Annotated in this window: 22 protein-coding genes; all 22 read right to left on the bottom strand. The window is 67.7% G+C overall.

From position 1 onward, the window contains the following. Nucleotides 1-3: 3 nt before the first annotated feature. Nucleotides 4-2376 (bottom strand): cellulose biosynthesis cyclic di-GMP-binding regulatory protein BcsB, encoded by a 2373-nt coding sequence (bcsB, locus tag J2X70_RS11815; RefSeq protein WP_309910471.1) that lies wholly within the window; start codon nt 2374-2376, stop codon nt 4-6. After that, nucleotides 2373-4997 carry a UDP-forming cellulose synthase catalytic subunit gene (gene bcsA / locus J2X70_RS11810; protein WP_025876674.1) on the bottom strand — a complete coding sequence of 875 codons (2625 nt, stop codon included), beginning with the start codon at nt 4995-4997 and terminating at the stop codon, nt 2373-2375. The genes bcsB and bcsA overlap by 4 nt, the downstream gene beginning before the upstream one ends. Beyond that, nucleotides 4994-5749, bottom strand: a complete 756-nt coding sequence (gene bcsQ / locus J2X70_RS11805; protein WP_025876676.1) for a cellulose biosynthesis protein BcsQ — start codon at nt 5747-5749, stop codon at nt 4994-4996. Before bcsQ ends, bcsA begins: the two co-directional genes overlap by 4 nt. Next, complete coding sequence (gene bcsR / locus J2X70_RS11800) at nt 5746-5925, bottom strand: cellulose biosynthesis protein BcsR (protein ID WP_025876678.1); 180 nt, start codon at nt 5923-5925, stop codon at nt 5746-5748. Before bcsR ends, bcsQ begins: the two co-directional genes overlap by 4 nt. After that, entirely contained in the window at nt 5925-7553 is a 1629-nt protein-coding gene (gene bcsG, locus J2X70_RS11795) for a cellulose biosynthesis protein BcsG (protein WP_025876680.1), read from the bottom strand. The genes bcsR and bcsG overlap by 1 nt, the downstream gene beginning before the upstream one ends. Next, nucleotides 7550-7729, bottom strand: a complete 180-nt coding sequence (gene bcsF / locus J2X70_RS11790; protein ID WP_025876682.1) for a cellulose biosynthesis protein BcsF — start codon at nt 7727-7729, stop codon at nt 7550-7552. Before bcsF ends, bcsG begins: the two co-directional genes overlap by 4 nt. Next, complete coding sequence (locus J2X70_RS11785; protein ID WP_134831988.1) at nt 7726-9264, bottom strand: BcsE family c-di-GMP-binding protein; 1539 nt, start codon at nt 9262-9264, stop codon at nt 7726-7728. Before J2X70_RS11785 ends, bcsF begins: the two co-directional genes overlap by 4 nt. A gap of 238 nt (nt 9265-9502) precedes the next feature. After that, nucleotides 9503-10690 (bottom strand): nicotinate phosphoribosyltransferase, encoded by a 1188-nt coding sequence (pncB, locus tag J2X70_RS11780; RefSeq protein ID WP_025876686.1) that lies wholly within the window; start codon nt 10688-10690, stop codon nt 9503-9505. Between the two features lie 109 nt (nt 10691-10799). After that, the gene (locus J2X70_RS11775; RefSeq protein ID WP_025876688.1) at nt 10800-11639 is read right to left on the bottom strand and encodes a glycosyltransferase family 2 protein; all 840 of its coding nucleotides are present in this window, start codon (nt 11637-11639) and stop codon (nt 10800-10802) included. Then, on the bottom strand, nt 11636-12490 hold the full coding sequence (locus J2X70_RS11770; RefSeq protein ID WP_025876690.1) for a glycosyltransferase: 855 nt from the start codon (nt 12488-12490) through the stop codon (nt 11636-11638). Before J2X70_RS11770 ends, J2X70_RS11775 begins: the two co-directional genes overlap by 4 nt. Before the next feature lie 575 nt (nt 12491-13065). Further along, complete coding sequence (gspD, locus tag J2X70_RS11765; RefSeq protein WP_309910463.1) at nt 13066-15273, bottom strand: type II secretion system secretin GspD; 2208 nt, start codon at nt 15271-15273, stop codon at nt 13066-13068. A 9-nt stretch (nt 15274-15282) separates the two neighbouring features. Beyond that, on the bottom strand, nt 15283-16071 hold the full coding sequence (locus tag J2X70_RS11760; RefSeq protein ID WP_025876694.1) for a hypothetical protein: 789 nt from the start codon (nt 16069-16071) through the stop codon (nt 15283-15285). Further along, complete coding sequence (gene gspM, locus J2X70_RS11755) at nt 16061-16774, bottom strand: type II secretion system protein GspM (RefSeq protein ID WP_238492784.1); 714 nt, start codon at nt 16772-16774, stop codon at nt 16061-16063. The genes J2X70_RS11760 and gspM overlap by 11 nt, the downstream gene beginning before the upstream one ends. Further along, on the bottom strand, nt 16755-17924 hold the full coding sequence (locus J2X70_RS11750) for a PilN domain-containing protein (protein ID WP_309910461.1): 1170 nt from the start codon (nt 17922-17924) through the stop codon (nt 16755-16757). Before J2X70_RS11750 ends, gspM begins: the two co-directional genes overlap by 20 nt. After that, on the bottom strand, nt 17921-18784 hold the full coding sequence (locus tag J2X70_RS11745) for a type II secretion system protein GspK (RefSeq protein ID WP_025876700.1): 864 nt from the start codon (nt 18782-18784) through the stop codon (nt 17921-17923). Before J2X70_RS11745 ends, J2X70_RS11750 begins: the two co-directional genes overlap by 4 nt. Continuing rightward, the gene (locus tag J2X70_RS11740) at nt 18781-19413 is read right to left on the bottom strand and encodes a type II secretion system protein J (protein ID WP_032977169.1); all 633 of its coding nucleotides are present in this window, start codon (nt 19411-19413) and stop codon (nt 18781-18783) included. Before J2X70_RS11740 ends, J2X70_RS11745 begins: the two co-directional genes overlap by 4 nt. Beyond that, nucleotides 19410-19829: a prepilin-type N-terminal cleavage/methylation domain-containing protein gene (locus tag J2X70_RS11735; RefSeq protein ID WP_025876704.1), complete on the bottom strand. Its 420-nt coding sequence runs from the start codon at nt 19827-19829 to the stop codon at nt 19410-19412. The genes J2X70_RS11740 and J2X70_RS11735 overlap by 4 nt, the downstream gene beginning before the upstream one ends. After that, nucleotides 19826-20320, bottom strand: coding sequence for a GspH/FimT family pseudopilin (locus J2X70_RS11730; protein WP_025876706.1), 495 nt, complete (start codon nt 20318-20320; stop codon nt 19826-19828). The genes J2X70_RS11735 and J2X70_RS11730 overlap by 4 nt, the downstream gene beginning before the upstream one ends. Before the next feature lie 6 nt (nt 20321-20326). Continuing rightward, complete coding sequence (gene gspG, locus J2X70_RS11725; RefSeq protein WP_032951922.1) at nt 20327-20770, bottom strand: type II secretion system major pseudopilin GspG; 444 nt, start codon at nt 20768-20770, stop codon at nt 20327-20329. A 49-nt stretch (nt 20771-20819) separates the two neighbouring features. Then, nucleotides 20820-22040, bottom strand: a complete 1221-nt coding sequence (locus J2X70_RS11720; protein WP_025876710.1) for a type II secretion system F family protein — start codon at nt 22038-22040, stop codon at nt 20820-20822. A gap of 24 nt (nt 22041-22064) precedes the next feature. Beyond that, a complete protein-coding gene (gene gspE, locus J2X70_RS11715; protein ID WP_025876711.1) occupies nt 22065-23786 on the bottom strand; it encodes a type II secretion system ATPase GspE in 1722 nt (573 codons plus the stop codon). A 135-nt stretch (nt 23787-23921) separates the two neighbouring features. Further along, complete coding sequence (locus tag J2X70_RS11710) at nt 23922-25808, bottom strand: S8 family peptidase (RefSeq protein ID WP_222390794.1); 1887 nt, start codon at nt 25806-25808, stop codon at nt 23922-23924. Nucleotides 25809-25821: the final 13 nt, after the last annotated feature.

Below are 25821 nucleotides of genomic sequence, written 5' to 3'. Positions count from 1 at the left end.
CAATCAGTGCCCCGGATCCAGCCGCTTGGCTGCCACCCAGCGCAGCACACGCCAGAACAGGAATGCCACCATCAGCACCACCACCGTGGCCAGCACCGCCAGCAGTGCCGGGTGGTCGGCCAGGTGGTACCAGAGCAGCAGCCACCACGGCAGCGCGCCAACGTAGTAATGGTCGCCGACGAACTGGCTGTGGATGCCCGAACTGCGCAGGATCGCCACCGAACCGGCGAACGCCTGGCGCTTGCCGGTATCGCTGAGGGCTTCGTCGAGCAGGCCGTAGTCGGCGGCATTGCTGGCCGCCAGCGAGACGATACTGCGCTGCGCGTGATGCGGCGACTGCAGGCCGATGATCGCCGCGAAGGGCGCTTCGGCGGTGACCGCCACCTGGGTAACTGCCGGATCACCGGCACGGCTGCCGCGACGGGCCTGTTCCATCGCCAGCTGCGGCGACGGTGACTGGCCATTGAGCAGGCGCGTACGCTGGTCATCGATCAGCAGCGACAACTGATCGCTGCCGCGCAGCTCTGCCGGCATTGCACCCAGCATCAGCAGGTCGGCATCCAGTGCGCTGGCCTGCTTCCAGTCGTCTGACAGGCGCAGGCCATAGGCCGGGTACCCCGTCTGTACGCCCAGGCCGCCCACCAGGTTCAACAGCAGGCTGACCTGCGACTCGCTCGCCGTTGCCGGCACCAGCACCACCGTCTCGGACAGATCGGCCATGCGGCTGAAGGGGAAACCGCTGAGCGCGAATGCGGACAGGTCCGGCAGGCCCATGTAGTGGTGGAAACCGGAGAAGTCGATGGTCGAATCTTCTTCGATCGCCGCCTGCAGGTTCGGCGGCAGCACGGTCTGGCAGTGGTCGCGCTGGGCACTGCCCATCACGCTGGCAAAGTTGAAATCAAAGCGCAGCTGGTTGCGGTCGCCCAGCTTGAGCGAGGGAATCAGCAGGCGGCCGTCGTCGGCACCGGCGTCGCCGGCCAGCACCGGCAGGCGGATTTCCTCCAGACCCTGCTTGCCGTTGCGGCGCACCAGAGGGAAGCTGGAAATGAACTGGTCGTTGATTGCTACGCCCAATCGCGATTCATCGCTGCCGAACGGCGGCGTGTAGCGGTAACGCAGGTTCAGCGGAATGCCCTGGTTGCGCCAGATGAAAAGATCCGGCGGCAGGTTGAGGTTGACCGTGATCGGCTGCGGCGACACGCCGTTTGCATGCAGCTGCTGCGGGTAGTCGAGCAGTTCGGCCAAGCGCACGGCCCGGTCGGTGCGCACCCAGTTAGGTGCATCGTACGGCTTGCGCGGGGCCAACGGCTTGACCTCGTCGATGCTGACCTGGCGGCCACGGAACAACGCGTTGCCCGCCGCCATCGCCGCCACCGCCTTCTGCAGATCGTCATCGTTGCGGCCCAGCACCAGCAGCAGCTTGCGCTGCGGATCCTCCGGCAGCGCCATCAGCTCGACCACCGGGCCCTTCACCGGTGCATGGTTGGCGATCACCGGCGGGAACTTGCCATTGACTGCCAGCACCACGGCATGCCCCTGCGCCGGCAGTTGGCCGAAGCTGACCGGGAAACGCGCCTGCCGCCACCAGCCGGCCAGGCTGCCGAAGTAAGAGGCCATCACGGCACCGGCGCGTTGCTGGGCCAACGTCGGTGCGGCACCGAACACCACCGGCAGCTCCAGGCGCGCGGTGTCGCGTGGATCGAAGAACGGCAGCGGGAAGTTGGCCAGGTCATCCTGCATCGCCAGCAGCTGTCCGCCCAGGCGCAGCGTGCTGTTGCTGGACAGGTTCACCCACAGCGAACTGTGGGTGGGTTCTTCGCAGATGTCGGTGTAATGGCCGACAAATTCCAGCCGCACCTGGTTGAAGTCTGCGATCAGGCGCGCATCCAGCGGCAGCTTGGCCTGCACCGGGCGGCCAAGCTGGTCGTTGCTGATCGGCACCACGCCCATCAACGCATCGTTGAGATAGACCCGCAGGTGCGACAGGGTCGGCAGCAGCGACGGCGACGGTGTGAAGCTCAGGTCCAGTTCGGCCTCGCGCGCGAGCCGGTCGCGGCGCACCTGGAATTCGAAGGTGGTCGCGTTGCGCACGCCCGACAACAGCGTGTCCTGGCGACGACCCAACTGGGCGAAGGTACTTTCGCGTTGCCAAGGCCAGGCACTGCCTGCCCAGGTCTGCGGCAGTGCAGCTTCACTGCGCTGCGCAGGAACCGCTGCAGCCGCCACCGGGGTCGGTACGGCGACCTGGGCAGCCGGTGCGTCCGGGGTGGAACCGGTGGTCGGCATGCGTGCCGGGGCCGGCGCACTGTTGCCCGAGGCCACAGGCAAGGCCAGCAGAGGCAGCAGCAGCCAGCGCAGAGAGGACGGAATGCTCATGGACGAAGCCCTGGATCAGCGGCTGGGTCAGCCGGGTGGGATGGAAGCGGACGTTGCGGGGCGAAACTGGCCAGCCAGCGCAGCAGGCGACGGTTCCAGTGCGCGGGACGGTCAAGGTCGAACGGAGTGAAGTCGCCCATCCGCCGGTAACCGCGCCAACCCAGCACCAGCACGCTCCACAGGCTGCGTGGCAGGCTCTTGGGCTGATAGCCGGCGTGCCAGTCGAGCCACGCATCGGCGCGGGCGAAGGTGCACTGGGCAAATTCCACGCGCTGGCGTTCATTCTCGAACGTCAACAGCAGGCCGAGGCGATGGCCAACGCTGCGCTGCACCCGTGCGGGGAACGCAAACTCGCGGCGGCCCCGGCCCAGCAGCACCTGCACCGGTTGCCCCTCAAGCAGCTGCGGGTCGTCGCCCAGCTCGATGCCGACACCGTCGTTGGAGTAATCCTGCATGACGCCACGCAGGCGGCGACCATCGGGAACCTGCAGGGCCATCGGCAAGCGTGTCGTCACGCGATGGGTGCGGCGCACCTGCTGCACCTCGGCGGCCACGGCCAGCGCGCCACCGATGATCAGCAGGTTGTACAGCACCCACAGCGAGCTGACGACCACGGTGCCGCGTTCATCAGCCGGGCCGTGCATGAAGCGCCAGACCGCAAAGCACAGGCCCAGCACGTTCAACAGCGCCAGCACCAGGTATGGCCGTGCCACACGCCAGTCGAAACGGTCACCGGCCTGGGTGCCGCCCTTGTCGGTGACGTTGAACTTGCCGCGCCCCGGGCTGAACAACGCAATGGTGGTCGGCCGTGCGATGTACCAGGCCAGCACGGTCTCGTAGACCTCGCCCCAGAAAGGCCGCCGATACTTGCCCTGGATGCGTGCGTTGGTAAGGCTGGCGTGGGCCATGTGCGGCACCACGAACAACAGGATGGCCAGTGCTGGCGCATAGATGATGTAGACGTGCAGCAGCAGGAACGCCAGCGGCGCGGTGAGGAACACCAGACGTGGAATGCCGGCGAGGAAGTGCAGCATCGCGTTGGCGTAGCAGAAGCGCTGGAACAGGCTCAGGCCCTTGCCGATCAGGGGATTGTCGATGCGGAAGATCTGCACCATGCCGCGCGCCCAGCGGATGCGCTGGTTGACATGCGCTCCCAGGCTGTCGGTGGCCAGGCCAGCCGCCTGCGGGATACGCAGGTACGCCGAGTTCCAACCGTTGCGATGCAGGCGCAGCGCAGTATGCGCATCCTCGGTGACGGTCTCGGTGGCAAAGCCGCCAATGGCATCGATCGCCTCGCGGCGCAGCACCGCGCAGGAGCCACAGAAGAAGGCCGCGTTCCACAGGTCGTTGCCATCCTGCACAAGACCGTAGAACAACTCGCCCTCGTTGGGGTCGCTGCGGAATACCTGCAGGTTGCGCTCGAACGGATCGGCCGAGAAGAAGTGGTGCGGCGTCTGTACCAGCGCCAGCTTCGGGTCGCGCAGGAACCAGCCGCAGGAGACCTGCAGGAACGACCGCACCGGCAGATGATCGCTGTCGAAGATGGCCACCAGTTCGCCATCAATCAAGGTCAGGGCGTGATTGAGGTTGCCCGCCTTGGCGTGTCGGTTGTCGGTGCGGGTGATGTAGTTCACTCCGGTACGTTCGGCGAAAGCGCGGAACTCTTCGCGCCTGCCGTCGTCGAGAATGTGGATGCGCAGCTTGTCGGCCGGCCAGTCCAGGCCCATCGCCGCGTACACGGTGTGCCGCACCAGGGCCAGGTCTTCGTTGTAGGTGGGAATGAGCACATCCACCGTCGGCCACTGCTGGACATCGGCGGGCAGCGGCGCCGGGCGACGGCGCAGCGGCCAGGCCACCTGCACATACCCCAGCATCAGCACCAGCCACGAGTAGGTTTCCGCAGCCAACAGCACCAGCCCGCAGATCAGGTCGAAGGTGCTGTTCCAGTTCAACGTGGCCGTATAGCGCCACCACAGGTAGCGGCAGGACACGGTGATCGACAGCACCACCAGCACCAGGGTGGCGTAGCGCCCCTGCATGCGCCGCACCAGCAGGGCGATGACCCACAGCAGCAGCACGAACACGAACTGCGCGAAGTAGGTGAACGGCTGGGTGATGCACAGCACGGCCAGGCCCAGCGTGACCAGGCCGATCAGGAACGTCAGCAGATTGCGCGTACGCGGCGACAGCCCCTGCAGGCGCTGGCTTGCCCAGGCCATGAAGCGGCTGTTCCAGACCTCGTTGGGTGCATCGCGCATTGCGCGCACGTAGCGCAGGTGACCACGCCCGGCGGCACCGCGCAGCTCGGCGATGCGTTGCCGGCGCGCGCGCGCCAAGCGTTGCCGGCGCTGCGAAGGGCGCGGCACCAAGCGCACGATCGACAACCAGAGCGCCTGGATCAGCAAGCGGATCGGATCGCCGGGGCGCCAGCGACGGTCACCCTGCAACTGCGGGAAGGCACCGCGCAGGCGCGGCGCCAATGCCTGCCATGCCGGAGCTTCCAGGCGCAGGAACGCCCAGCCGATGGCCTGCAGCAGCCACAGCACCAGGCAAGTCGCCCACGGCGCATGTACCCGATCACGCAGGCGGCTCCAATGCAGGTAGTACACCCGCGCGCTCATCCGTGCGCGCCCTCCGCCTGCCGCCGGGCAGACTCGGCCAGGCACCACAACGCGAGGCCATCGATATCAGCGGCGGCCAGCGAATCGGCCGCGTAGCGGCCCAACGGCTGCTTGCTGGCCAACGCCGCCGGTACCCGCGCATCCTCATGCAGCGGTTGCGGCAGCAGGCGCGCAGCATGCGAGTGCAGCCACAACTGCATCAGGTCGCGCTGTACCGGCACAGCAGGATCGTAGCGATTGGCCAGCACACGGCGCGCGTCGGCACCTTGCCGTTGCAGCGCCACATGGTTGGCCGGATCGACACAGGCCAGGCGGAGCGGCAAGGTGCAAGCGGCATGCTGGTTGATCGCGGCCACGTGTGCAGGCAGCCGCTGTGGCAGGTCGAACATCACCCAGTCGAACTGCGGCGCCAACAGCGGCATGCGATCGGCCCAGGTGGCCGGCGCCGCCTGCAGCCACTGCTCTACCTGCAGTGCCTCAGCGTCATCGACGCGGCCATAGGGAAGCACGGCCAAGCCAGGCGCGCAGGCGAAGGCCGCCGCGCGCCAGTCGCCTCCGTCAAGCTGGGCACGCGCCCAGCCACCCGCTTCCTTTGCGGGCAGGCCCAGGTGCAGGCCAAGCATCTGGTCCGGGCTGCATTCGACCAGCAGCACGCGCTGGCCCTGCGCATGCAGGGCCTGGCCCAGCGCTGCCAGCACGGTGGTTACCCCGGTGCCGCCATGCACGCCCTGCAGGGACAACAGCGTGTTCATCGCTGCTGCTCCAGCTCCGCCAGCAGCGGCCAGCGCGCCAGCGCCTGCTCGCGCTCGCGCTGCGCCGAAAAGTCCACGTAGGGCATCTCCGGCATGTTCAGGCTGCGCCGCAGCAGGTCGATGTCGTCTTCCTCGACCGACAGGGTGGTGGGCACCGCGAGAATGTCGGCAGCCATCAGCGTTTGTCCTCGGGATAAGGGCTCCAGGTCTGGCTGCCCTGCAGCTGCAGCCACGGCTTGCCGTCGTAGTCGATGACCTTGGCGCCTTCGTTCTCGGAAACCGATGGCGTTCGCGGCAACCCCTTCAGCAGGCTGTCCCAGTCACGGTCGGCCGGCGGCGACTGCGCGTTGAGCGCGTAGACCCGTGCCACCAGCTCGGAGATGGCCAGGTAGCTGCTCGGTTCGGGAATGTGGCGCGGGCCGCCGGCAGCAGGTGCCCCCATACCGACCAGCTTCACGCCTACCGGCACGTGGGTGATCGACGGGCTGGGAATTTCACGCATGCCCGGGATCTGCATGCGATCGCCGTGCAGTGCGGCACCGTGTTCGGGTACCACCACGATCATGGCGCGGCGCCCACTCTTCTCCACCGCGTCGACGAAGCCGGCCATGTCACCGAGCACCATCTGCGCACGCGCCTTGTAGTCGGCAGCGTTGGCACGACCATCGGCGCCGACGATGCGGTTGCCGTCGTGCAGCGAGATCGTGTTGTAGAACAGCGCGACCTGCTGGGTGGATTCGGCCTGGCGTTGCTTGAACCAGCTGTTCAGCACGTCGCCATCGCGACGCAACGGTGACTTGTCGAACGCCACCAGCGCGCGCGGCAGTGGATTGATGTCCATCGGTTTGGCCTGCAGGCCGCCGTACTTGGAGAGCTCGCCGATGAAATCGTCGAAATGGCCATCATGATTCATGGCCAGCTCGCTCTGGAAACCGAGGCGCTGCAGGTTGGAGAACAGCTGGCACTCGGCCGGTACCGGGTCGAACAGCGCGGTGTGCGAAGTCTGCCCGCAGCTGGCGCGCAGCAGGCGGATGGCCGCCGGCCCGCTGTAGGCGGTTGCCGAATTGAAATCGTCGAAGACCACGTCCATGCGGTCGAGCAGGTTGTTCTGGCGCAGCCCCACTTCGTCCAGGTCGCTCCAGGCCAGCGAGCAGATGTTGAGGATGATGACGTCGAAGGGCGCGCCGCTGGCCGGCGCCGGGAAGGCCGTCTTCAAACTTGACTGCTGCTGGTAGAAGCTTGCCAGCCAGGCGTTGAGGTTGTCGTTGCTGGCCGGTGCCAGCGGCGCACGACCGGAGCCCGTATTGCCGGTGGCGGCCACGGCCTGGCCCTGTCGCGCGACCAGGTCTGCTGGCAGCGGCAGCGCAACCACCGCCATGCCGAGCATGCCCAGCACGCTGAGGGTGGTGATGCGCAGCCACGGTTTCAGCAGGTAATAGGCCACCAGCAGCAGGGCCAGCACCGCCACCATCTGCCAGTTGATGAAGCGCTGGGCCAGTTCCAGCCAATAGTCGGCAGAAAAGTCGAGCACGCCCGGCTGCGCCAGCAATCGCTGGAACGGCGGCCACCAGGTGTCCTGGTAGTACAGCGCCACGCCAACGGGGACAGCCACCACCGTCCGCGCGATACGCGCCCAGCGCCAGCGCAGCGGCACCAGCAGCGCGCCGAGGAACAGCAGGTTGGGCAGGATCTTCAGGTCCAGCGCACCCATCCAGGCCAGCACCACCTTGGACAGGAAGTACAGGTTCCAGCCGCGCAGGTCGGCCCAGGCGAACGGCGATGCGGGCAATGCCTGCGGACTCATGCCGGCCTCCGCGGTGCGCGCTGGCGCACGCCCGCCCGGCGCAGGTGACGTGGCGGCAACCACCCACCGACGCGTCGGCGCAGGCCTCGCCACAGCACGCCCAGCATCGCGCCGAACGGAATCATCAATACCGCGCAGGCGACGATCAACGTCCACAGCTGCTGGTCGGTGGTCATGTGTCGTCTCCCAGCCGCAACGGTGTTGGCGTTGCAAATGGCACTGCTACAACCGTCGCAACTGCGACCGGCGCGGGTTCCGCAGGCTGCGGCAGCAGCTCCGTCTCCGGATCGCTGCCGCTGGCGTTCATCGCCGCGATATCGTATTCGGCAAGCCGCTGGTAACCGTCGAACAGCTCGCGCCAGGGCAGCCGGAACAGGTTGCCCAGCGCCTGTTCGATGGCATCGCGGCGACAGCCGAACAGGAACAGGCGCACCTGCCCGCGGTACACGCAGGCCAGGTCGCCCTGGCGGCGGATGCGCAGCTGCTGCAGCGTCTGCTCGGCGCGCAGGCCAGCCACCGGCTGCAATGCCAGCACTGCACTCTCCACGGCGCTGCCGTCCTGGTCGATGCGTTCACTGGCGATCTGGCGGAAGCGCGACGCACTGACCTGGCCACTGATCGACGGCGGCCGGTGCGCACGGATCAACGGTTCCGGATCGTCAGCCAACTGGCCCTGCCAGCGCTGCCGCTGCACGGTATCGAGCAAGGTCAACAGGCGCGGCAAAGGGGTGTGGGCAGGCACCACGAGGCTGCCGCCGCACTGCAGCAACAGCCGCTCATCGGCGTAGCGCAGGCAGGGTTGCAGTTCGCGTACCACCAGCTTCACAGCATCGCCGCGCTCACGCCGCAGGCGATGCAGCAATCGCGCCAGGGCGTCGACCTGTGCGTTTTCGCTGATGGCGACCACCACCGTGGCTTCGCGTGCCTGCAGCGCGGCAGGCATCAGGCCAGCCCAGCCTTCATACAGGCGCCAGGCCGACGACAACGGCGGGGCACCTTCCAGTACATCGGCCTGGGCCAGGAACAGGTCGCGGTCGCTGCCGCCCTCGCCCGCCACTGACGGCGCTTCAACCTCGGGGTCGACCAAGCGCTGCAGACGCTGCTCGACTTGTTCAACGGTGAAGGCACGTTGTGCGACGACGCCGTGGCTGTTGGTCCAGTAATGCAGCAACAGCTGCAGTGCACCACGGTGTGGATGCAACTGGGCGACACCGGCGCAGCTCCGGTTCAAGGGCAACAGACGCGGAGCGAGCGTGGCCACCTCGCCATGGCAGAGCAGCAATAAGACCTGCGCGGCGTTCTGCGCCCACTGCTGCAGGCGCTGGCACCAGCGCGACAAACGCGCGTCGTCCCAACCGTCCAGTGCAGCCACGGGGAACTGCACGATGCACATGCGCGTTGTGGCGCCTGAAGCGCGAGGCAAGTCCTCGGCAAGGCCGCGCAGGGCCAACTGCATGCCCTGGTGCGAGCACTGGAACATGTGCACCCGTGCAGGGCCCTGTTCGGGCGTCAGCAGAGACAACATCGGCTCGACGCCGCGCCCCAGCGTTGCCAGCACTACGTCATCAAGATCGCCCGCGCCGATCAACGCACTGGCGCCGAGCAGATCGGCCGGCGCGCTGCCAGCAGCAACGACCCAGTACACGCTGCCACCGCGCATTTCGACGAATTCGGCCGGCATGCCGGCAATGGCAAGATGGGGCGCCGTCACGCGTTGTTCCTTTCAGCGGCCATCGGTGGGTCCATTGGCAGACTTGCAGGGTGGATACTGCAGCGAAGGGAACTCATTTGATGACGCACGTCACATTCGTGTGGTTGTGGGCGCATCATACCGTCGATCCTGATGCTTGCGGCATCAAGGCACAGTCAATTACTGCCACCCGCGATGTGCGGCAATCACCACATGCAGGGCAGCCACGGGCCGCGGTGCGGCCCCGGACCGACCGCGATCAGGTCTGGGCCGGATCCGGCAGTTCGAATACTTGCCGCAGGTAGGACAGGTAGCCCGGGTCGTCGCACATGCTCTTGCCCGGCGAGTCACTGAGCTTGGCCACCGGCTGGCCGTTGCAGCGGACCATCTTGATGACGATGTTCAGCGGGGTCGGCCCCAGATCGTTGGTCAGGTGGGTGCCCACGCCGAACGCCACCTGGCAGCGGCCACGGAAGTAGTCGTACAGGCGCATCACCTTGGTGATGTCGAGCCCATCGCTGAACACCAGCACCTTGCTGCGCGGGTCGACGCGGCGCAGCTGGAAGTGGGCCAGCATGCGGTCGCCCCAGTCGAACGGGTCGCCGGAATCATGGCGCACGCCGTCGAACAGCTTGCAGAAATACATGTCGAAGTCGCGCAGGAACGCATCCAGCCCGACCACGTCGGACAGGGCAATGCCAAGGTCGCCGCGGTACTCGCGCGCCCACGACTCCAGCGCCGCCACCTGCGAATCGCGCAGGCGCGGGCCCAGTGCCTGGAACGCCTGCAGGTACTCGTGGGCCATGGTGCCGTGCGGCGTCATGCCGTACAGGCGCGCGAAGTGCACGTTGCTGGTGCCGACCAGCTGCGGGCCCAGCGCATCGCGCAGCAGCGGCAGCAGGCGGGCATGCCAATCGCGCGAGTAGCGGCGGCGGCTGCCATAGTCGGCGATGCGGCACTGCTCGAAGCCAGGGGTATCGCGCAGCAGCGCGGCCTTGGCCTGCAGGCGGCGTTCGCCTTCGGCGAAATCCGCCGTGGTGGTGTTGCGGAACCAGACTTCGTTGATGATCGCCAGCAGCGGCACTTCGAACAGGATCGTGTGCAGCCACGGACCGGTGATGTCCAGTTCGATCTCGCCCGGCACCGTCTTCGACGCGCGCAGCTGGATGTATTTGCGGTCCAGGTGGAACAGGCCGAGGAAGTCGGCGAAATCGGGCTTCACAAAGCGCAGGCCACGCATGTAATCCAGCTCTTCATTGCTGAAGCGCAGGCTGCACAGGTGGTCGATCTCCTCATCGATCTGGTCGATGTAGCGGGCCAGTTCGATACCGGGGGTGCGGCATTTGAAACGGTACTGAACCTGCGCGCCGGGGTGCTGGTGCAGCACCGCCTGCATCATGGTGAACTTGTACAGGTCGGTGTCGAGCAGGGACTGGATGATAGGCATGGGGGAATTATGCGCCCGTTCGGGTGAACCGGGGTCCGTGGTGGAGGTGGCGCCCTCACGCGCTCTGCAGTCGATCCACGCCATGTGTGGATGATCCTGTGGCAGCGCGTTACAGCGACCTGCGCAGCAACCTCGGCACCTGCACCAGTGCATGGGCCCAGATCGCCCCCCACACCGCCACCCGCACCGGCAACGACCGCTGCGGCGCTTCGAACTTGCTGAAATAGCGCCATAGCCCGCGATGCTTGTGCCATTCAACGAAGAACGGGCGCGACCGGCTGGACACCCCGCGCACGTGGGTCACCTTCAGGTCGTTGGCGATGGCAACCACGCCGCCGGCCTCACGCACGCGGCGGCACAGGTCGAGGTCTTCGGCGTGCAGCCGGTAGCCGGCATCCCAGCCGCCGATGCGATCAAACAGGGCGCGGGGCATCAGCAGCAGCGCACCGGACAACGCCGGCACCTGCTGCAACGGCTGCGCCGGGTCGCGGGCAATGGCCAACCGCGCGCCACGACCGGGTGAGCGCAGCATGGCAAGGAAGTCCGGATCACGGCGCCGTACCGCTTCATCGGCCTGGCCCTGCTCGTCCACCTGCTCCACCCCCAGCAGACTGTCGCCCACCGCATTGGCGCAGTCACGCAGGGCTGCCAGCGTATCGACTTCGACCATCAGGTCGGGATTGATGAAGGCCAGCCACGGGCTGCGTGAATCGGCAACGCCCTGGTTGTTGGCCGCGGCAAAACCGGGGTTGTCCGGGTTGGCGATGAAACGTACACGCGGATCATGGCTGGCGTGGCGCTGCACGACTTCCAGGGTGTCATCCAGCGATCCATTGTCGACCACCCGGATCTCGGCCACGTCCTGCGCCTGGCGCAGCCGCGACAGGCACGCATCAATGGTGCTGCCGCTCTGGTAGGTGACGACGATGGCGGCAATGGCGGAATTCAAACAGGCGGCTCCAACGGTGATGGCGGGACGAACAGGTCGCCCTGCCCGCGCGGCATTATCGCCTGCTGCAGGCCGTGCTGCAGGTCCTGGCGCAGCGTGTGCAGCGGGTCGTGCATCAGGAAGTCAGCCAGCCGCGGTACCCAGCCCGGCCAGCGCGCGGCCAGTGCTTCCAGATCGCCGTCGCGGCTGGGCGCTTCACTGGCACGGCTGACGAAGGCGTTTTCGCACAACACGTTGCGCCAACCGAGACCAGCCATGCGCAGGCTCAGATCGACCAGCGCCGCGTTCCAGCCCAGGTAGCTTTCTGCATCCAGGCCGCCGGCGCGCCGCCGAGCATTGGCGCGCACCAGCACGGCGTGGGTGACCGCCGAAGGGAGTTCAGGATGCAGGCTCGGCAGTGCGGCGCAGACATGTGCCAACAGCGCCGGGTCGCCCGGTTCGGGGTTGAGCTCACCCAAGCGCGGCCACGCCGCGGTTTCGCCCACGTTGCACCACGGCGTGGCCGTGGCAATGGCCGCGTCGCGTGCAAACGTGGCCTGCAGCTGCTGCAGCCATCCCGGTGCGGGCACGCTGTCCGGGGCCAGCACCGCCACGTCCAGGCCATCGCAGGCACGCAGCATTTCGTCCAGGTGGGCAACCTCGCCCAGCGGCCGCGCGCGGCGGGTGTATTCGGCCTGCAACGGCGTATGTGCCAGCCAGTGTTCGACCACCGCCTGTGCACGTGGCCCGGCCTGTGCGTCATCGGCCAGCCAGATCGATGTCCCCGCTGCGGTACCGGCATCAAGCGCCGCCAGGCAGCGGTCAAGTACCGCGTCGTCCACGCCCAGCGGCAACAACACGATCGCCCCCATCCCGCCTCCGTGGTTGTCGGTGGCCACAGCGTAGCATCGGGTGGGTGTCGGCCGGGTTGCACCCGGCACCCGCAGAGGCTTCAAGCCAGGGCCGAAGCAACAGCAACAGCTGGGGTCCTGGGGGATGGCGGGGCGGTATCGGATTGCGGGGACGCCGCAAGTACGTCCTTGTAGGCTTGGCAGCCGCATCCATGCGGCTGACACCCCGCAATCCGACACCCCCCCACCTTCGACAGTTTTCCGCGAACTGTCTGAACGACTCCTGGGGTCAGATCCGTTTTCCGCAGGAAAACGGATCTGACCCCATTCCTGTATTTCGATATCTGAAAGATGTGTCGACCAAGGTCGACACCTACCAACAGCCCACGGAATCTGTCGGCGGCGGGGCGGTGTGGGCTGGCAGGACCGTTGGCGCCATGGATGGCGCCATCGAGCCCCCAGGGACGGGTTTACGGCGTGTCCTGCCAGCCCACACCGCCCCGCCATCCCACGGAATGCCCGCTGTTGCCGTTGCTTCGGCTTCGGCTTCGGCTTCAGCTTCGGCTTCGGAGGGTGCCGGGCGCAGCCCGGCCGGCTTACTTCCTGCGCGGCTGGTTCAGCGGTTCCATCGCGCGGAAGCGCTGGCTGTACTCGTCGGTCAGGGTGCGGGCTTCCTGGCCGTTGCGGACGATGGTCGGGGTCAGCAGCACGATCACTTCCGAACGACGGCTGGTGCGGCTCTTCTGGCCGAACAGCGCGCCCAGTACCGGAATCCGGCTCAGGCCGGGAATGCCGCTGCTGCCATCGGTGGCCGAATCGGTGATCAGGCCGGCCAGCATGATGGTGTCCCCGCTCTGCACCGCCGCCTCGGTGGCCAGCTTCTTGGTGGAGATGCGCGGATTGCAGTTGCGCTCCTGCGGATTGCAGTTCTCCGGCACGTCCGATGCGCTGCTGATCTCCTGCACGATATCCAGGAACACCGTACCGTCACGGGTGACGCGCGGGCGCACCTTGAGGATCACGCCGGTGTCGATGTACTGCACCGAGCTGTAGCTGCTGGTGCCGATGCCGGTGTTGACCGTGGTGGTGTTGATCGGCACCTTGTCGCCTACGTTGAGGGTGGCTTCGGCGTTGTTGCGCACGAACACCGAGGGCGTCTGCAGCAGGCGCACGTCGGTGACCTTGTCCAGCGCACTGACCACGGCTGCACCGTTGTGCCCGGTGAACGCCCAGCCGGCGCCATCGGTACCGGTCACCGCACCGGCGAAGGTGTTCCAGGAGCCGCCGGCCGCTGCTGGCAGGGTCAACCCGGACAGCGCGCCGGTCAGCGCGCGCCCCGCCACGGCATTGTCGAAGAACCAGTTGACGCCGTACTTCAGGTCGCCGGTCAGCCCGACTTCGGCCACCTGCGCTTCGATGTGTACCTGCAGCGGCATCACGTCCAGCTTTTCGATCACCTCGCGGATCGAGCGCCAGGCCTGCGGTGTCGAACGCACCAGCAGCGTGTTGGTTTCCTCCACCGCCGACACGCCGACACGATCGCCTTCCACTTCCAGGCTGATGCTGACGTTGCCCGACTGGCGCTGCGGCAGGTTCAGGCTGCCGGCGCTGCTGCCACTGCCGCTGCTGCCGGCACCCACCTGGTTGTTGAAACTGCTGCTGTTGCCCGCATCCATGCCGCGGTCGCCCTCGCTGCCCAGCTGCGACGGAATGGCACCCGGCGCCAGCGATGCCGAGCCGGAGCCGCCGCGGTTGCCGCTGCTGGCAAAGGCTTCGCTGAGGCGTTCGGCCAGGTCGCGTGCCTTGATGTATCGCAGTTCATGCGAGAACAGGCGCGCGCTGCCGCCGGCGGTATCGATGCGGTCCAGCCACTGCTGGATCTGGTCCAGGTAGCGCACCTGCGGGGTGATCACCAGCACTGCATTGGCGTTTTCCAGCGGCAGGAAACGGAACATGCCGGCGCTGGGCGTCTTGCTCTCTTCGCCGAAGACCTTCTCCAGATCCGCCGCGACCTGCTCGGCCTTGCCGGACTGGATCGGGAATACACCCACCGACATGCCCGAAAGCCAGTCGACGTCGAAGATCTCGACGGTATGCAGGTAGTTCTCCAGTTCCGCACGCGTACCGCCGAGGGTGATCACGTTGCGGCCGCTGTCGACGTTGACGATGGCATTGGGCCGCGCATAGGGCTCCAGCACCTTCTTCATCTCGGTGGCGGAAATGAACTGCAGCGGCACCACGCGCACTTCAAAACCGCGTGCGCTGGAGGCCGGCGCGGTGCTCGGCGCCACGGTGCCGGCCAGTGCCTGGTCGGCGGCGACAATGTTGTAGCGGCCACCGCTGTAGACCATGCGGGCGTTGTTCCAGCCCAGCACCATCTCCAGCAGGTTCAGTGCCTGTGCCGGCGATACCGGCTTGGGCGTGGCCAGCGTCACCGTGCCCTGCACCCCCGGGGCGATCACGTAGTTCTGGCCGAGCATGTCCCCGAGGATGGCCTTGACCACCGCGTGCACCGACTCGCCTTCAAAGTTGAAGGTCGCCTCACCGGAGCTGGCCGCATGCAGCGCGGGCGACGGCTTGCGCGCGGCTTCGCGGTTGATCATGGTGCCGGTGCCACGGCGGATCACCGCCTGCGGCGCCCCCTGGGCTTGATCGGCCGCTTCGGTCTGCGCATCGACGGCAGCCTGGCCGGCACTGGCCGAGGGCTGCAGGTTGCCGTTGCGTTGCACATGCGGGGCCGACACGGTGCTGCAGCCGACCAGCAGCGTCAGGGCGAAGGACCAGGGAAGAAAACGCAGATTCATGCATTCACTCTATCGGTTGGTGCCATCGCCCGGGGGCGGCGACGGTTGTTGCTGCTGTTGCTGCAGCTGACGGCGGCGGGCCTGGATGCGTTCGCGGATGGCCTGCATCTGCGCTTCGCTGGGACCGTTGGTGTTTGCAGGGGGTGCGGCGGCCGCGGCCGGTGCAGGCGAGGCGGGAGCCACGTTGCCATCGGCGGCACGGGGGGTGGGCAGCGTCTGGCTGGGCGTTGGCTGCGGTGGCGGCGGCGGAACCACCGCGCCAGGCACAGGCGGTGTGCCAGTGGCTCCGCGCAGCGCGGTCGGCGCTTCACCGCCCTGGCCATTGAACACGGCCAGTTCCAGCACCTGGCTGCCACTGGAGCCGATCACCGTGGCCTGGCGCGGTTCCAATGCCACCAGCTGCCAGCCATCGACTGCATCGCCGTTGAGGCGCAGGCGCAGCGACCGGCCCTGCTCGGTGGTGAAGGTGGCCATGCTGAAGTCGCCGGTCATCAGCACGCCGGTCAGGCGCAGTGCCGGACTGGCGGCGGCTTCACTGCCCCCCAGCAGGTACGGGCGCGGCTTGCGGTCTTCGGCGAACAGGGGCCGTTCGCTGATCACGCTGTAGCTGTCTGCACCGGCCATGCGTTCGGGCGCCAGCACGGGCAGCGCCGGCAGCGCGGCCTGCGCGTCGCCCTCCGCACTGACCGTGGGCAGCTGGCTGCCAAGACCGAAGCCGGTGGCCAGCCAGAGCGCTGCGGCCCATCCGGCCACCGCCAGCAACAGCCCGGTGCGCAGGCTGATCTGCTCAAGCTTCATCGGCCACCTCCTGCGCATCGGTGGCAGGCTGCTCCGCCGGTGACGGCACAGGTGCCGGCGGCGACACCGCCGGCGCCGCTGCAGGCGGCGTGGCCACGGGTGCTGTCGAGGGATCGGCAGCAGCCGCCGGCAACAGGTAGCCGGCCAGCTCGAAGGACACGTCCAGGCCGAGGCCGGATTCGTTGGGCGATTGCTGGAAGCGCTGTGCGATCAGGTTGAGGTTGTCCACGAACAGGCGCGGGCTGCCGGTCTCCAGGCTGTGCAGCACGGTGGCCAGTTCGGCCACGCCACAGCGCAGGCGCACCTGCATGGCCACGCGCACGAACGCAGCATCGCGACGGTTGTCGCTCAACGGCGTGCGGTTGCTGATGGTGCAGCTGCGGTTGCCCGGGCTGGCCATCGCCACCGCATCCTGCAGGCGTGCGCCGAGCGCGGCCGCGGCGGCCTCGGCGGTGGCTTCCTGCAGGAACCCCGGGCGCTGCTGCAGGGCGTCGCGGGTTGCGCGCAGCCGCTGTTCGATCTGCGGCTGCTGCTGCAGCTGCGCCTGCACGCGCTGCTGGCGCTCGCGCAGGGCGGCGGCATCGGCATCGATGGCGCGCAGCGGCTGGGTGAACCACGGGTGCACCAGCAGCAGGTAGGCCAGGCCCAGCACTGCCAACAGCAGTGCCAGTGCCAGCCAGCGGTCACGGCGTGCGCTTGGCATCGGCATTGGCCGCCTCCGTGGTTGCAGTCGGGGCGGGTGCCGGCGCCGCTGCCGCCGAAGGCAATGGCTGCAGCTCGGCGGTCAGGGTGAAGCGGTCGCGGCCACTGGCGGCACCGTCAGCCTGCAGCACGCCGGTAAGGTTGACCTTGCGCCACTGCGGCGCGTCCTGCAGCAGCGTGACCAGCTGCGATGCTTCGCTGCTGAGGCCGATCAACTGCAGGCTGTTGTTCTCGATCGCCAGTTTTTCCAGGTAGGTGCCATCGGGCAGGCGTCGGGTCAGCTCGTTCCAGACTTCGACGGTACTGGCGCGCTGGTTGCGCTGTGTTTCCAGGAACGCCGCTCCATCCAGCAGCGCCTGCAGCTGGCTGCGTTCGCTGGCCACGCCACGCGCACTGCGGGCGCTGCGCTCGACGTCTGCGCGCAGCGCATCGACGGCGTCACGACGGTTGTCCAGCAACTGCATCGCCGCCAGCACCAGCATCACCAGCGCAGCCATGGCAAGCAGCAGGTTCCAGCGCCGCATCGGGTCCGGTCGCTGCTGACGCTGCGCGGGCGGCAGCAGGTTGACCTGCAGCGCGCGGCCTTGGGCATCGATCGCATCGACACCGGCCAGCACATCGGCCCACTCTCCGATCTGCGCGCGCCAGTCATCCAGCTGGCGCAGCGGCCAGGCCACCAGCTCCACCTGCAGCAGGCCTTCGCCGGCACTGCCCAGCTCACGGATGTCATAGCTGACCTGGCTGGCTTCGAACGGTGTCTGCCGGTCGATCTCGTAGCCGACCACCGCACGCAGGCGGTCAGCGGCTGCGGCAGGAAGACGCAGATTGCGCCGCAGGACCTGCCCGGCCGGCAGCAGCCACACCCGTGGCAGGCTGCGCAGGCGCGGCTCCAGCACGCGGTCCAGGTCCGCCGGTTGCAGCGGCCACGGCAGGCGGGCCACGGGCTCGAGACCGTCGCCGGTTTCACGCCAGACCTGTAGTTGCCCGTCCTCGCACTGCAGCAGCAGGCGGGTCTGCGACCAGCCCAGCGCCCATTGCCAACGCATCGGCACCCAGGCCAGCAACGACTGCCGCCACCAGCGCAGGAAACGGCCGGCACCGGGGCCGATCTGGCCCTGCACCTGCCGCAGACTGTCCTGCCACGCCGTCATCTTGCTGCCATTCCCTGCTCCCAGCGAAGCACTGTGTAGGTCCGGCCGGGCACCCCGCCCGATCCGTTGCGTACCACCGCCTGCAGCACCGACAGGCGTCCGCTGCCGTCAGTGGCGCGGGACTCGATACTATAGGTGCCACTGCCGCTGGCAAGCGCTGATGCACCCGCAGCGTTATCTCCGTCACGCTCCTGCTGGGCGCGTTGCGCCAGCAGTTGTTCCGCATCCAGGCCCAATGCCGTCAACACCGGTCCACTGGCGAAACGTGGATCCGGGCGCGCCTGCCTGCTGTAGAGCGTCAGGTGCGGCAGCATCGCGGCATACAGCGACCCGCGCATCCCCAGCACCCGCTGCAGTTCGCCCAGGGTTTCAAAGCGCTTGTTGCGCGGGCCATAGGGCAGGCCTGCGGCGGCGTACTCCGGCGCCTCGGCACCGCCACCGGGCTGCAGCAGGCTGTCTTCGTCGCGCCAGTCGATGATCGCACCGGCCAGCTGCCTGGCGCTCTCTGCCGGCTCGCCCAGTGCCTGCATGAATGCGGACAGCAGGGCCGCATCGGCCAGGTTGAGGTTGATCTTGCCGTTCTCGTCCAGCACCCGGATCTCGATGCGGGCGTCGTCGAACTGCCAGCGATAGGCGCGGCCATCAGCCTGCCACGGCGGACGCTGCGGGTCCGGCTGCAGCCGCAGCAACGCGTATTCCAGGCCGGCGCGGGCACGCTCCTGGCCGCGTGCGTCGTCACCGAGCACCCGCTGCTGCAGGTGTTCGACCCGTGCGCTGAGCGCAAAGGCGCCGACCAGCGCGGTCATCAGCGCGATCAGCCACAGCACCAGGACCAGCGCGGCACCACGTGGACGCTTCATCGCGCACCTCCGCTGCCACCGGCCCGCAGTGACACCACCAGCGGCGGCCACGGCGTGCCCCTGGCCGGCACGATCTGCACTTCCACCAGCAATGGCAGGCGTCGGGTGTCCTCCCAGCGTGGCAACCATTCGGTCAGCTGCCCGTTGCTGGCGTCGACACCGCGGTAGCGCAGCCTTACGTCCTTTAACTCCTCCGCCAGCACTTCGGGCGGGCGCGGCGGGTTCTCTTCGATGCGCTCGCCTTCCTGCAGCAGCACCAGCCCCAGCAGCAAGCGGCGGTGGCCGGCTGCGCCATCCACCTGCAGCGCATGCAGGTAAGGGCCGCCACGACCGAGATAGCCCGGCAGGTCGGCAACGAACTGCATGCCCTGATCGTCACCCTGGAAGAACACCGGTTCGCGGGTGGGATCGGGCACTTCCAGCGGGCTGCGCAGGGCACTGGCGAGCTGCCGCCGCAGCAGGGCCTGCACTGCGCGCATGCGTTCGCTCTGCGCGGCAATCTGCTCGCCGCGCTGGCTGATCGCCATCGCCGAGCGCACGCTGGCGAACGCCAGCGCCAGGCCGCCTGCCAGCAGCACCGTGGCCAGCATCACTTCGACCAGGGTGAAGCCGCGTGCGCGGCGCCTCATCGCGCATTCTCCAGCGCGGGCGGCAACAGACGCAGGCTGCGCCAGCGCAACTGCTCGCGTTCACTGTCGCCCCAACGCACCTGCAGCTGCAGTTCCGCCAGCCAGGGTGCGCCCGGCGACTGCGCAGCGGGCAGCGCACCACTGCGCGGCTCGGCCCAGGGCTGCACCTGCAGCTGCCAGTGATAACGCCCCTGCTCCCACTCGCCCTGCTGGCTGCCGGCCTGCAGCGGTGCTTCCACCCCGGCGGCGGCCAGCAACGACTGCGCGTGCAGCACCGCGCGCGTGCGCAGCTCGGCGTCGCGCACCTGCCGCGCGCCGCCGGACAGGCTGCCCAGCAACAGCGTCAGCGCCAGCCCGAGCAAGGCGAAGGCAACGATCACTTCCAGCAGGGTGAAACCACGGGCTCGCGACCTCATTGCGCCCGCCAGGGTCCGGAACGGACTTCACCGGTCAACCAGCCGACATCGATGCGCCACTCGGCGCTCTCCAGCTGCAGGCGGATGCGGCCGCCACTGGAGCCGCCGTCGGGATGGAATTCGATCACGCCCTGGCCGGGCGCGGTGGCCAACTGCGCGGCACCTTCGAACTGCACCTTCAGCTTGGCCGGCACTTCACCGTGGCGCTGGCTGGCGCCCTGCCAACGATGCTGCGCCGGTTCGATCACGAAGCGCTGCGGTTCGCCGCGGGCAATGGCCTGCGCGCGCACCATGCGCAGCTGGTTGGCGATGTCCTTGCCGGCACTGCGCAGCTGCATGCCGGCAAAGCCGCGCGACATGCCAGCGGCGGTGATCAGGCCGATGGCCGCGATCAATGCGATCACCAGCAGCATTTCCAGCAGCGACAGGCCCGCCGCGCGCCTGCCGTGCAGGCGCGGGCGTGACACCCGGCGCGGCAGGAAAAGCAGCATGCGTGCTTACGGCTGGTAGCGGATGTCAGCGTCGACGCTGCTGCCGCCGGCCTTGCCGTCCTTGCCCAGGCTGATCAGTTCATACGCCTGGCCCTCGCCCGGTGCGCGGTACTCCAGCGCGTGGCCCCACGGGTCGTTGAGGTCGGCAGGCTTGGCATACGGGCCCAGCCAGCCACCGACGCCGGCCGGCGCGGTCACCAGGTCGTTGAGCGAGGCGGGCAGCTTGCCGGTGTCGATCTGGTAGTTGTCGACCTTGGAGGCAACGGTCTGCACCTGCGCCTTGGCGATGTTGGCCTTGCCACGATCGGCGCCGCCGAGCACGCGGCTGGCGACCAGGGTCAGCACCGCGCCGATCAGCACGATGACGATGATGATCTCCAGCAGGCTCATGCCGGACTGGTGGCGTGCGGCGGTGAAGGAAAGGCGGATCGGTCGACGGGAAGCAATCATGGTCGGTCCTTTCAGGTACGGGATGTCGGGGTTGCGAAGGAGGCCATCGTCAGCCGATGGCGTTGGTAAGGTCGTACAACGGCACCAGCACGGCTACGATCACCGCGCCGACCACCGAGGCCAGCACCAGGGTGATCGCCGGCACCATCGCCGCCAGCAGGCGGTCGATGCGGCGGGCGCTGTCCTGTTCGAAGGTATCAGCAGCTTTCAGCAGCATGGTATCGAGCGCGCCGGACTCCTCGCCGACCTGGATCATCTGCAGCGCCAGCCGGGGAAAACGCTTGCCGCGCGACAACGCCAGCGACAGGCCGGTGCCGTTCTTGACCTCGTCGGCGGCGGTTTCCAGGTCTGCGGCAAGGGCGCGGTTGCCGAGCACGTTGCGGGCGATGCCCAGCGCCCCCAGCAGCGGCACGCCGTTGCGCAGTAGTGTCCCCAGGGTGCGCGCCAGCCGCGCGGTTTCCAGCTCGCCCAGCAGGCGGCCGATGCCCCGGCGCTGCAGCAGCCAGCCATCCAGCGCCAGACGGAACGCGGGCTGCCGCACCTTGCGTTCGAACAACAGCAGCAGCACGCCCGGCACCACCAGCAGCAGCACCCACCAGTCGCGCACGAACAGGCCCAGCTGCAGCACCAGGTTGGTGAACCATGGCAGCGCCACGTCCAGGCTTTCGTACATCTGTGCGAACTGCGGCACCACGTAGCCCAGCAGGAACAGCAGCGCACCACCCACCACCACCAGCAGGATCGCCGGGTAGACCAGGGCGTTGATCACCTTGCCCTGCAGCGCACGGCTGCGTTCGAGGTAGTCGGCCAGGCGTTGCAGTGTGTCGTGCAAGCTGCCACCGGCTTCGCCGGCGCGCACCATGTTCACGTATAGACGCGAGAACAGGCCGTGCTGGCGTTCCAGCGCAGTCGACAGCGGCGCGCCACCACGCACCACGTCGCGGATGTCAGTGATCGCGCGGCGCGAGCGCTCGTCTTCGGGCAGGCTGAGCAGGATCGACAGCGCGCGGTCCAGCGGCTGCCCGGCACCGAGCAGGGTGGCCAGCTGCTGGGTGAACTGCAGCAATGCCGCGCCCTGCAGCGGACGCTGGCGGAACAGGCCGCGCAGGCTGCTGCCGCCAACCGCCCCCCCGTCGGCCAGCTGCGTTTCCATCGGCAGATGGCCCTGGTCCTGCAGGCGCGCGACCAGCTCGGCCTCGCTGGCCGCTTCCATCTGTCCGTCGAACACTTCACCGTGTGGGTTCAGTGCCTTGTAACGGTAGTTCGGCATGTCAGCGTCGTCCCTGCACGCGCATCAGCCTTCCTCGGTCACGCGAAGGACTTCCTCGAGGGTCGTCTGCCCGCTCAGGGCCTTGCTCAGGCCATCCTCGTACATGGTGCGCATGCCGGCTTCGCGGGCGATGCGCTCGATCTCGCCCATGCCATCGCGACGCATCACCGCACGGCGCAGCGCGTCGTTCATCACCAGGAATTCCATGATGGTGGTGCGCCCCAGGTAGCCGGTCGGCGCCAGCGCCGAAGGCTTCGGGCGATACAGGTAGATCGTTCCATCCGGTTGCAGGCGGCGCAGGTCGAAGCGTTCGATCTCTTCCGGCGAGGCTTCGTAGCGTTCGGCGTGGGTCGGCTCCAGCCGGCGCACCAGGCGCTGGGCCAGGATGCCGTTGATGGTGGAGGTGAGCAGATAATCTTCCACGCCCATGTCGAGCAGGCGGGTGATGCCGCCTGCGGCATTGTTGGTGTGCAGCGTGGAGAGCACCAGGTGGCCGGTCAACGCTGACTGGATCGCGATGCGCGCGGTTTCCAGGTCGCGCATTTCGCCGATCATGATGATGTCCGGATCCTGGCGCACGATGCTGCGCAGCGCATTGGCGAAATCCAGCCCGATCTGCGGCTTGGCCTGGATCTGGTTGATGCCTTCGATCTGGTACTCGACCGGATCTTCAACGGTGATGATCTTGACGTCGGCGGTGTTGAGCTGGCTCAGCGCGGTGTACAGCGTGGTGGTCTTGCCCGACCCGGTGGGGCCGGTCACCAGCAGGATGCCGTGCGGCTGTTCAAGCACCTTGCGGAACTGCGGCAGGAAGGCATCGGTGAAGCCCAGCCGATGGAAGTCGAACACCACCGTCTCGCGATCAAGCAGGCGCATCACCACGCTTTCGCCGTGCGCGGTGGGCACCGTGCTGACACGCAGGTCCAGTTCCTTGCCCTGCACGCGCAGCATGATGCGGCCATCCTGCGGCAGGCGGCGCTCGGCGATGTTGAGCCGGGCCATGATCTTGATGCGGCTGATCACCGCGGCGGTCAGGTTGGCCGGCGGACTCTCGCCTTCGACCAGCACGCCATCGACGCGGTAACGCACCTTCAGCCGGTTTTCGAACGGCTCTACGTGGATGTCCGACGCGCGTAGTTCGACCGCGCGCTGGATCACCAGGTTGACCAGGCGGATCACCGGCGCTTCGGAAGCGAGATCGCGCAGGTGCTCGATATCGTCCACTGCGCCGCCCTCGCCATCGGCGGTTTCCACGATCGCGCCCATCGCACTGCGGCCCTGGCCGAACCAGCGCTCGACCAGATCATCGATCTCCGCGCGCATGCCCAGCAGCGGCGTGACCGGTACACCCAGTGCCAACTGCACGGCTTGCTGCGGGTAAGGATCGTGGGCGTCGGCCAACCACAGCTGCACACCGTGTTCATCCAGCGCCAGCGGGCACACGTGGAATTGCTTGAGGAAGCGCAGCGACAGCGGCAGGCCTTCGGCCAGCGCCTGCGGTGGCGATTCAGGCAGCTGCCGTCCTTCCAGCAGCGGCAGGCCCAGCACATCGGCGCTGGCCTGCGCCTGGTCACGTTCGGACACCAGCCCAAGCCGTACCAGCAGCCCAAGCAGGCTGCCACCGGACTCGGCATGCAGCGGCCGCGCACGTGCCAGATCTCCTTCCTTGAGCCGACCACGTGCCAGCAGCGCATCGAGGATGCGGCCTTCAGTGTCGTCGATGGCGGTGGCAGCGAGCGCGTTCACGTGACTCTCCTGTCGATCGTCCCGACTTTAGCAGTTAAGCCGTGGTTTCCACCCTCTCCGGTTCTTCTTTCGTAGAAAGACGAGGCCCGTCATACAGGTGACGGGCCCCGCTTGTTCATTTACGACAGTCGGTTATTACTGGGTCGCCAGGATGCTCACCCCGCTGTAAGCGGCCTCACCCACCACCTTGATGTAGTAGGTACCGGCCACCGGCTTGGCCACGCGCACGGTTTCGGTATTGCCCGGGCGGGTCGACTTGGCATCGTTGTCGGTCGCGGTGGGCACGCGGCCCTGCGCCAGGTACACCGACACGTTGCCGCTGCCGCCGTAGGTCAGCACGCTCAGCGTCTTGCCGGCAGCCGCTTCGAAGGTATAGACGGTTTCGCTGGCGGCCGCACCGGCCAGCCCACCCACGGTCACCTTGTTGGTCAGCGGAATGCCTTCCGGCTCGCAGTTCTCGGTGCACGGTTCCTTCAGCGCGGCATCCAGTGCGGCCTTGGCATCGAGGATGCCGGTACCGATCGGGGTGGCCGCCGGGATGGTCACCGGGAACTTGCGCGCCGACTGCTTGAGCAGGGTTTCCAGCGCGGCCGGCGCCAGCGGCTCCTTGCCCTTGGCGATCAGCGCGCTCTGCACCAGGGCAGCCACCGCGGCAACGTGCGGCGAGGACATCGAGGTACCGCCCTTGCCCATCAGCACCCACTCACCGGCGTCCGGGGTGGTTTCCGAACTGGAACCGACCTGCCAGATGTAGCCGTTCGGGTTGCCGTCGACACTGCCGCCACCGCCCGGGGCCGACAGGTCGACCGCGGTGCCGTAGTTGGAGTAATAGGTGATGCCACCGGTGACACGGGTCGCACCCACCGCCACCACGTTGTTGCAGCTGGCCGGACGGTACTTGGACGCGTTGTCGGTTTCGTTGCCGGCCGCGACCACCACCAGGGTGCCGCGCGACACGGCGCCGTTGATCGCGTCCTGGTAGGCGGCATCGCAGGCGCCGCCACCACCCAGGCTCATGTTGATGATTTCCGCCGGATTGGTGTTGGCCGGAATGCCCGGCACGGTGCCGCCCGACGCCCAGGTGATGGCGTCGCTGATGTCGGCCAGGGTGCCGCCGCACTTGCCCAGCACGCGCACCGGCAACACCTTGGCCTTGTAGGCCAGGCCTGCCAGGGCACTGCCGTTGTTGGTCACCTCGGCAATGGTGCCGGCCACGTGCGTGCCGTGCCAGGAACTGCCTTCCGGTTCGGAACCGGTGTAGCACTCGTTGGCCGTTTCCACCCAGTCGCCGTAGTCGGTGGCACCCGGTGCGCGGCCATCGTTCGGGCGGCGCGAGGATTCCTTGTCACTGATGAAATCGTAGCCTTCCAGCAGGTTGCTGCCGAAATCCGGCACGCCCGGCAGGATGCCGGTATCGAGCACGGCGACCACGATGCCCTCGCCCTGCGAGAGATCCCACGCGGCCGGTGCATTCACACCACCGGTGGCGTTGAAGAAGTTCCACTGGTACTGCGCGTAGTTGGGATCGTTGGGCACCAGTGCCGGCTGCGCATTGGTGGCACGCAGGTCCGAGCGCTGCAGGCGCACGTTGGCCACCGCGTACTGCACCGACGGATCGGCATTCAGTTCAGCCAGTACCTTCTGCATGTCGGCCGAGCCCAGCCGGGACTTCAGGCGGATCAGGTCGCCACCGGTACCGAGCTTGCGCTCCACCAGCGGGGAAAGTGCCGCAGCACGGCTGGTGGTGCCGCTGCTGACGATGGCACGCGACAGTGCCGACTGCACGACCGAGAGCTTGGTCGAACGATCGCTGGCGGCCGCGGTGCCGTTGCGGTACTTCACGATGATGCCGTCCACGCTCTGCTGGGCAGTGCTGGCCACGCGCGCCGGTTCCTTGGCCACGCCCGGCTTGGCCGCATGCGCCGCACCGACGCCGACAGTCAGCGACAACACGGCGGCAGCCAGCACATTGATGCGAAGGGTCTGCTTCTTGGTCACGTTCGAAATCCTCTTCAAGGTCATGGTTGAGCTTTCC

It is taken from the genome of Stenotrophomonas sp. 1337 (assembly GCF_031455455.1).
Taxonomy (GTDB): Bacteria; Pseudomonadota; Gammaproteobacteria; order Xanthomonadales; family Xanthomonadaceae; genus Stenotrophomonas; species Stenotrophomonas indicatrix.
This window is presented reverse-complemented; position numbering and strand designations above follow the sequence as displayed.

Excerpts from the sequence above, each read along its gene's own strand:
- bcsR (WP_025876678.1), bottom strand. The coding sequence starts at position 5,925 with ATGGCTGCCGACATTCTCGCGGTGCCCACCACCCTGTCGGTCGAGGAA.
- J2X70_RS11750 (WP_309910461.1), bottom strand. The coding sequence starts at position 17,924 with ATGACGGCGTGGCAGGACAGTCTGCGGCAGGTGCAGGGCCAGATCGGC.
- gspM (WP_238492784.1), bottom strand. The coding sequence starts at position 16,774 with ATGCCAAGCGCACGCCGTGACCGCTGGCTGGCACTGGCACTGCTGTTG.
- bcsQ (WP_025876676.1), bottom strand. The coding sequence starts at position 5,749 with ATGAACACGCTGTTGTCCCTGCAGGGCGTGCATGGCGGCACCGGGGTA.
- J2X70_RS11745 (WP_025876700.1), bottom strand. The coding sequence starts at position 18,784 with ATGAAGCGTCCACGTGGTGCCGCGCTGGTCCTGGTGCTGTGGCTGATC.
- J2X70_RS11720 (WP_025876710.1), bottom strand. The coding sequence starts at position 22,040 with ATGCCGAACTACCGTTACAAGGCACTGAACCCACACGGTGAAGTGTTC.
- J2X70_RS11770 (WP_025876690.1), bottom strand. The coding sequence starts at position 12,490 with ATGGGGGCGATCGTGTTGTTGCCGCTGGGCGTGGACGACGCGGTACTT.
- J2X70_RS11730 (WP_025876706.1), bottom strand. The coding sequence starts at position 20,320 with ATGCTGCTTTTCCTGCCGCGCCGGGTGTCACGCCCGCGCCTGCACGGC.
- bcsF (WP_025876682.1), bottom strand. The coding sequence starts at position 7,729 with ATGACCACCGACCAGCAGCTGTGGACGTTGATCGTCGCCTGCGCGGTA.
- bcsA (WP_025876674.1), bottom strand. The coding sequence starts at position 4,997 with ATGAGCGCGCGGGTGTACTACCTGCATTGGAGCCGCCTGCGTGATCGG.
- J2X70_RS11735 (WP_025876704.1), bottom strand. The coding sequence starts at position 19,829 with ATGAGGTCGCGAGCCCGTGGTTTCACCCTGCTGGAAGTGATCGTTGCC.
- gspD (WP_309910463.1), bottom strand. The coding sequence starts at position 15,273 with ATGAATCTGCGTTTTCTTCCCTGGTCCTTCGCCCTGACGCTGCTGGTC.
- J2X70_RS11710 (WP_222390794.1), bottom strand. The coding sequence starts at position 25,808 with ATGACCTTGAAGAGGATTTCGAACGTGACCAAGAAGCAGACCCTTCGC.
- bcsB (WP_309910471.1), bottom strand. The coding sequence starts at position 2,376 with ATGAGCATTCCGTCCTCTCTGCGCTGGCTGCTGCTGCCTCTGCTGGCC.
- bcsG (WP_025876680.1), bottom strand. The coding sequence starts at position 7,553 with ATGAGTCCGCAGGCATTGCCCGCATCGCCGTTCGCCTGGGCCGACCTG.
- J2X70_RS11760 (WP_025876694.1), bottom strand. The coding sequence starts at position 16,071 with ATGAAGCTTGAGCAGATCAGCCTGCGCACCGGGCTGTTGCTGGCGGTG.
- J2X70_RS11740 (WP_032977169.1), bottom strand. The coding sequence starts at position 19,413 with ATGAGGCGCCGCGCACGCGGCTTCACCCTGGTCGAAGTGATGCTGGCC.
- gspG (WP_032951922.1), bottom strand. The coding sequence starts at position 20,770 with ATGATTGCTTCCCGTCGACCGATCCGCCTTTCCTTCACCGCCGCACGC.
- pncB (WP_025876686.1), bottom strand. The coding sequence starts at position 10,690 with ATGCCTATCATCCAGTCCCTGCTCGACACCGACCTGTACAAGTTCACC.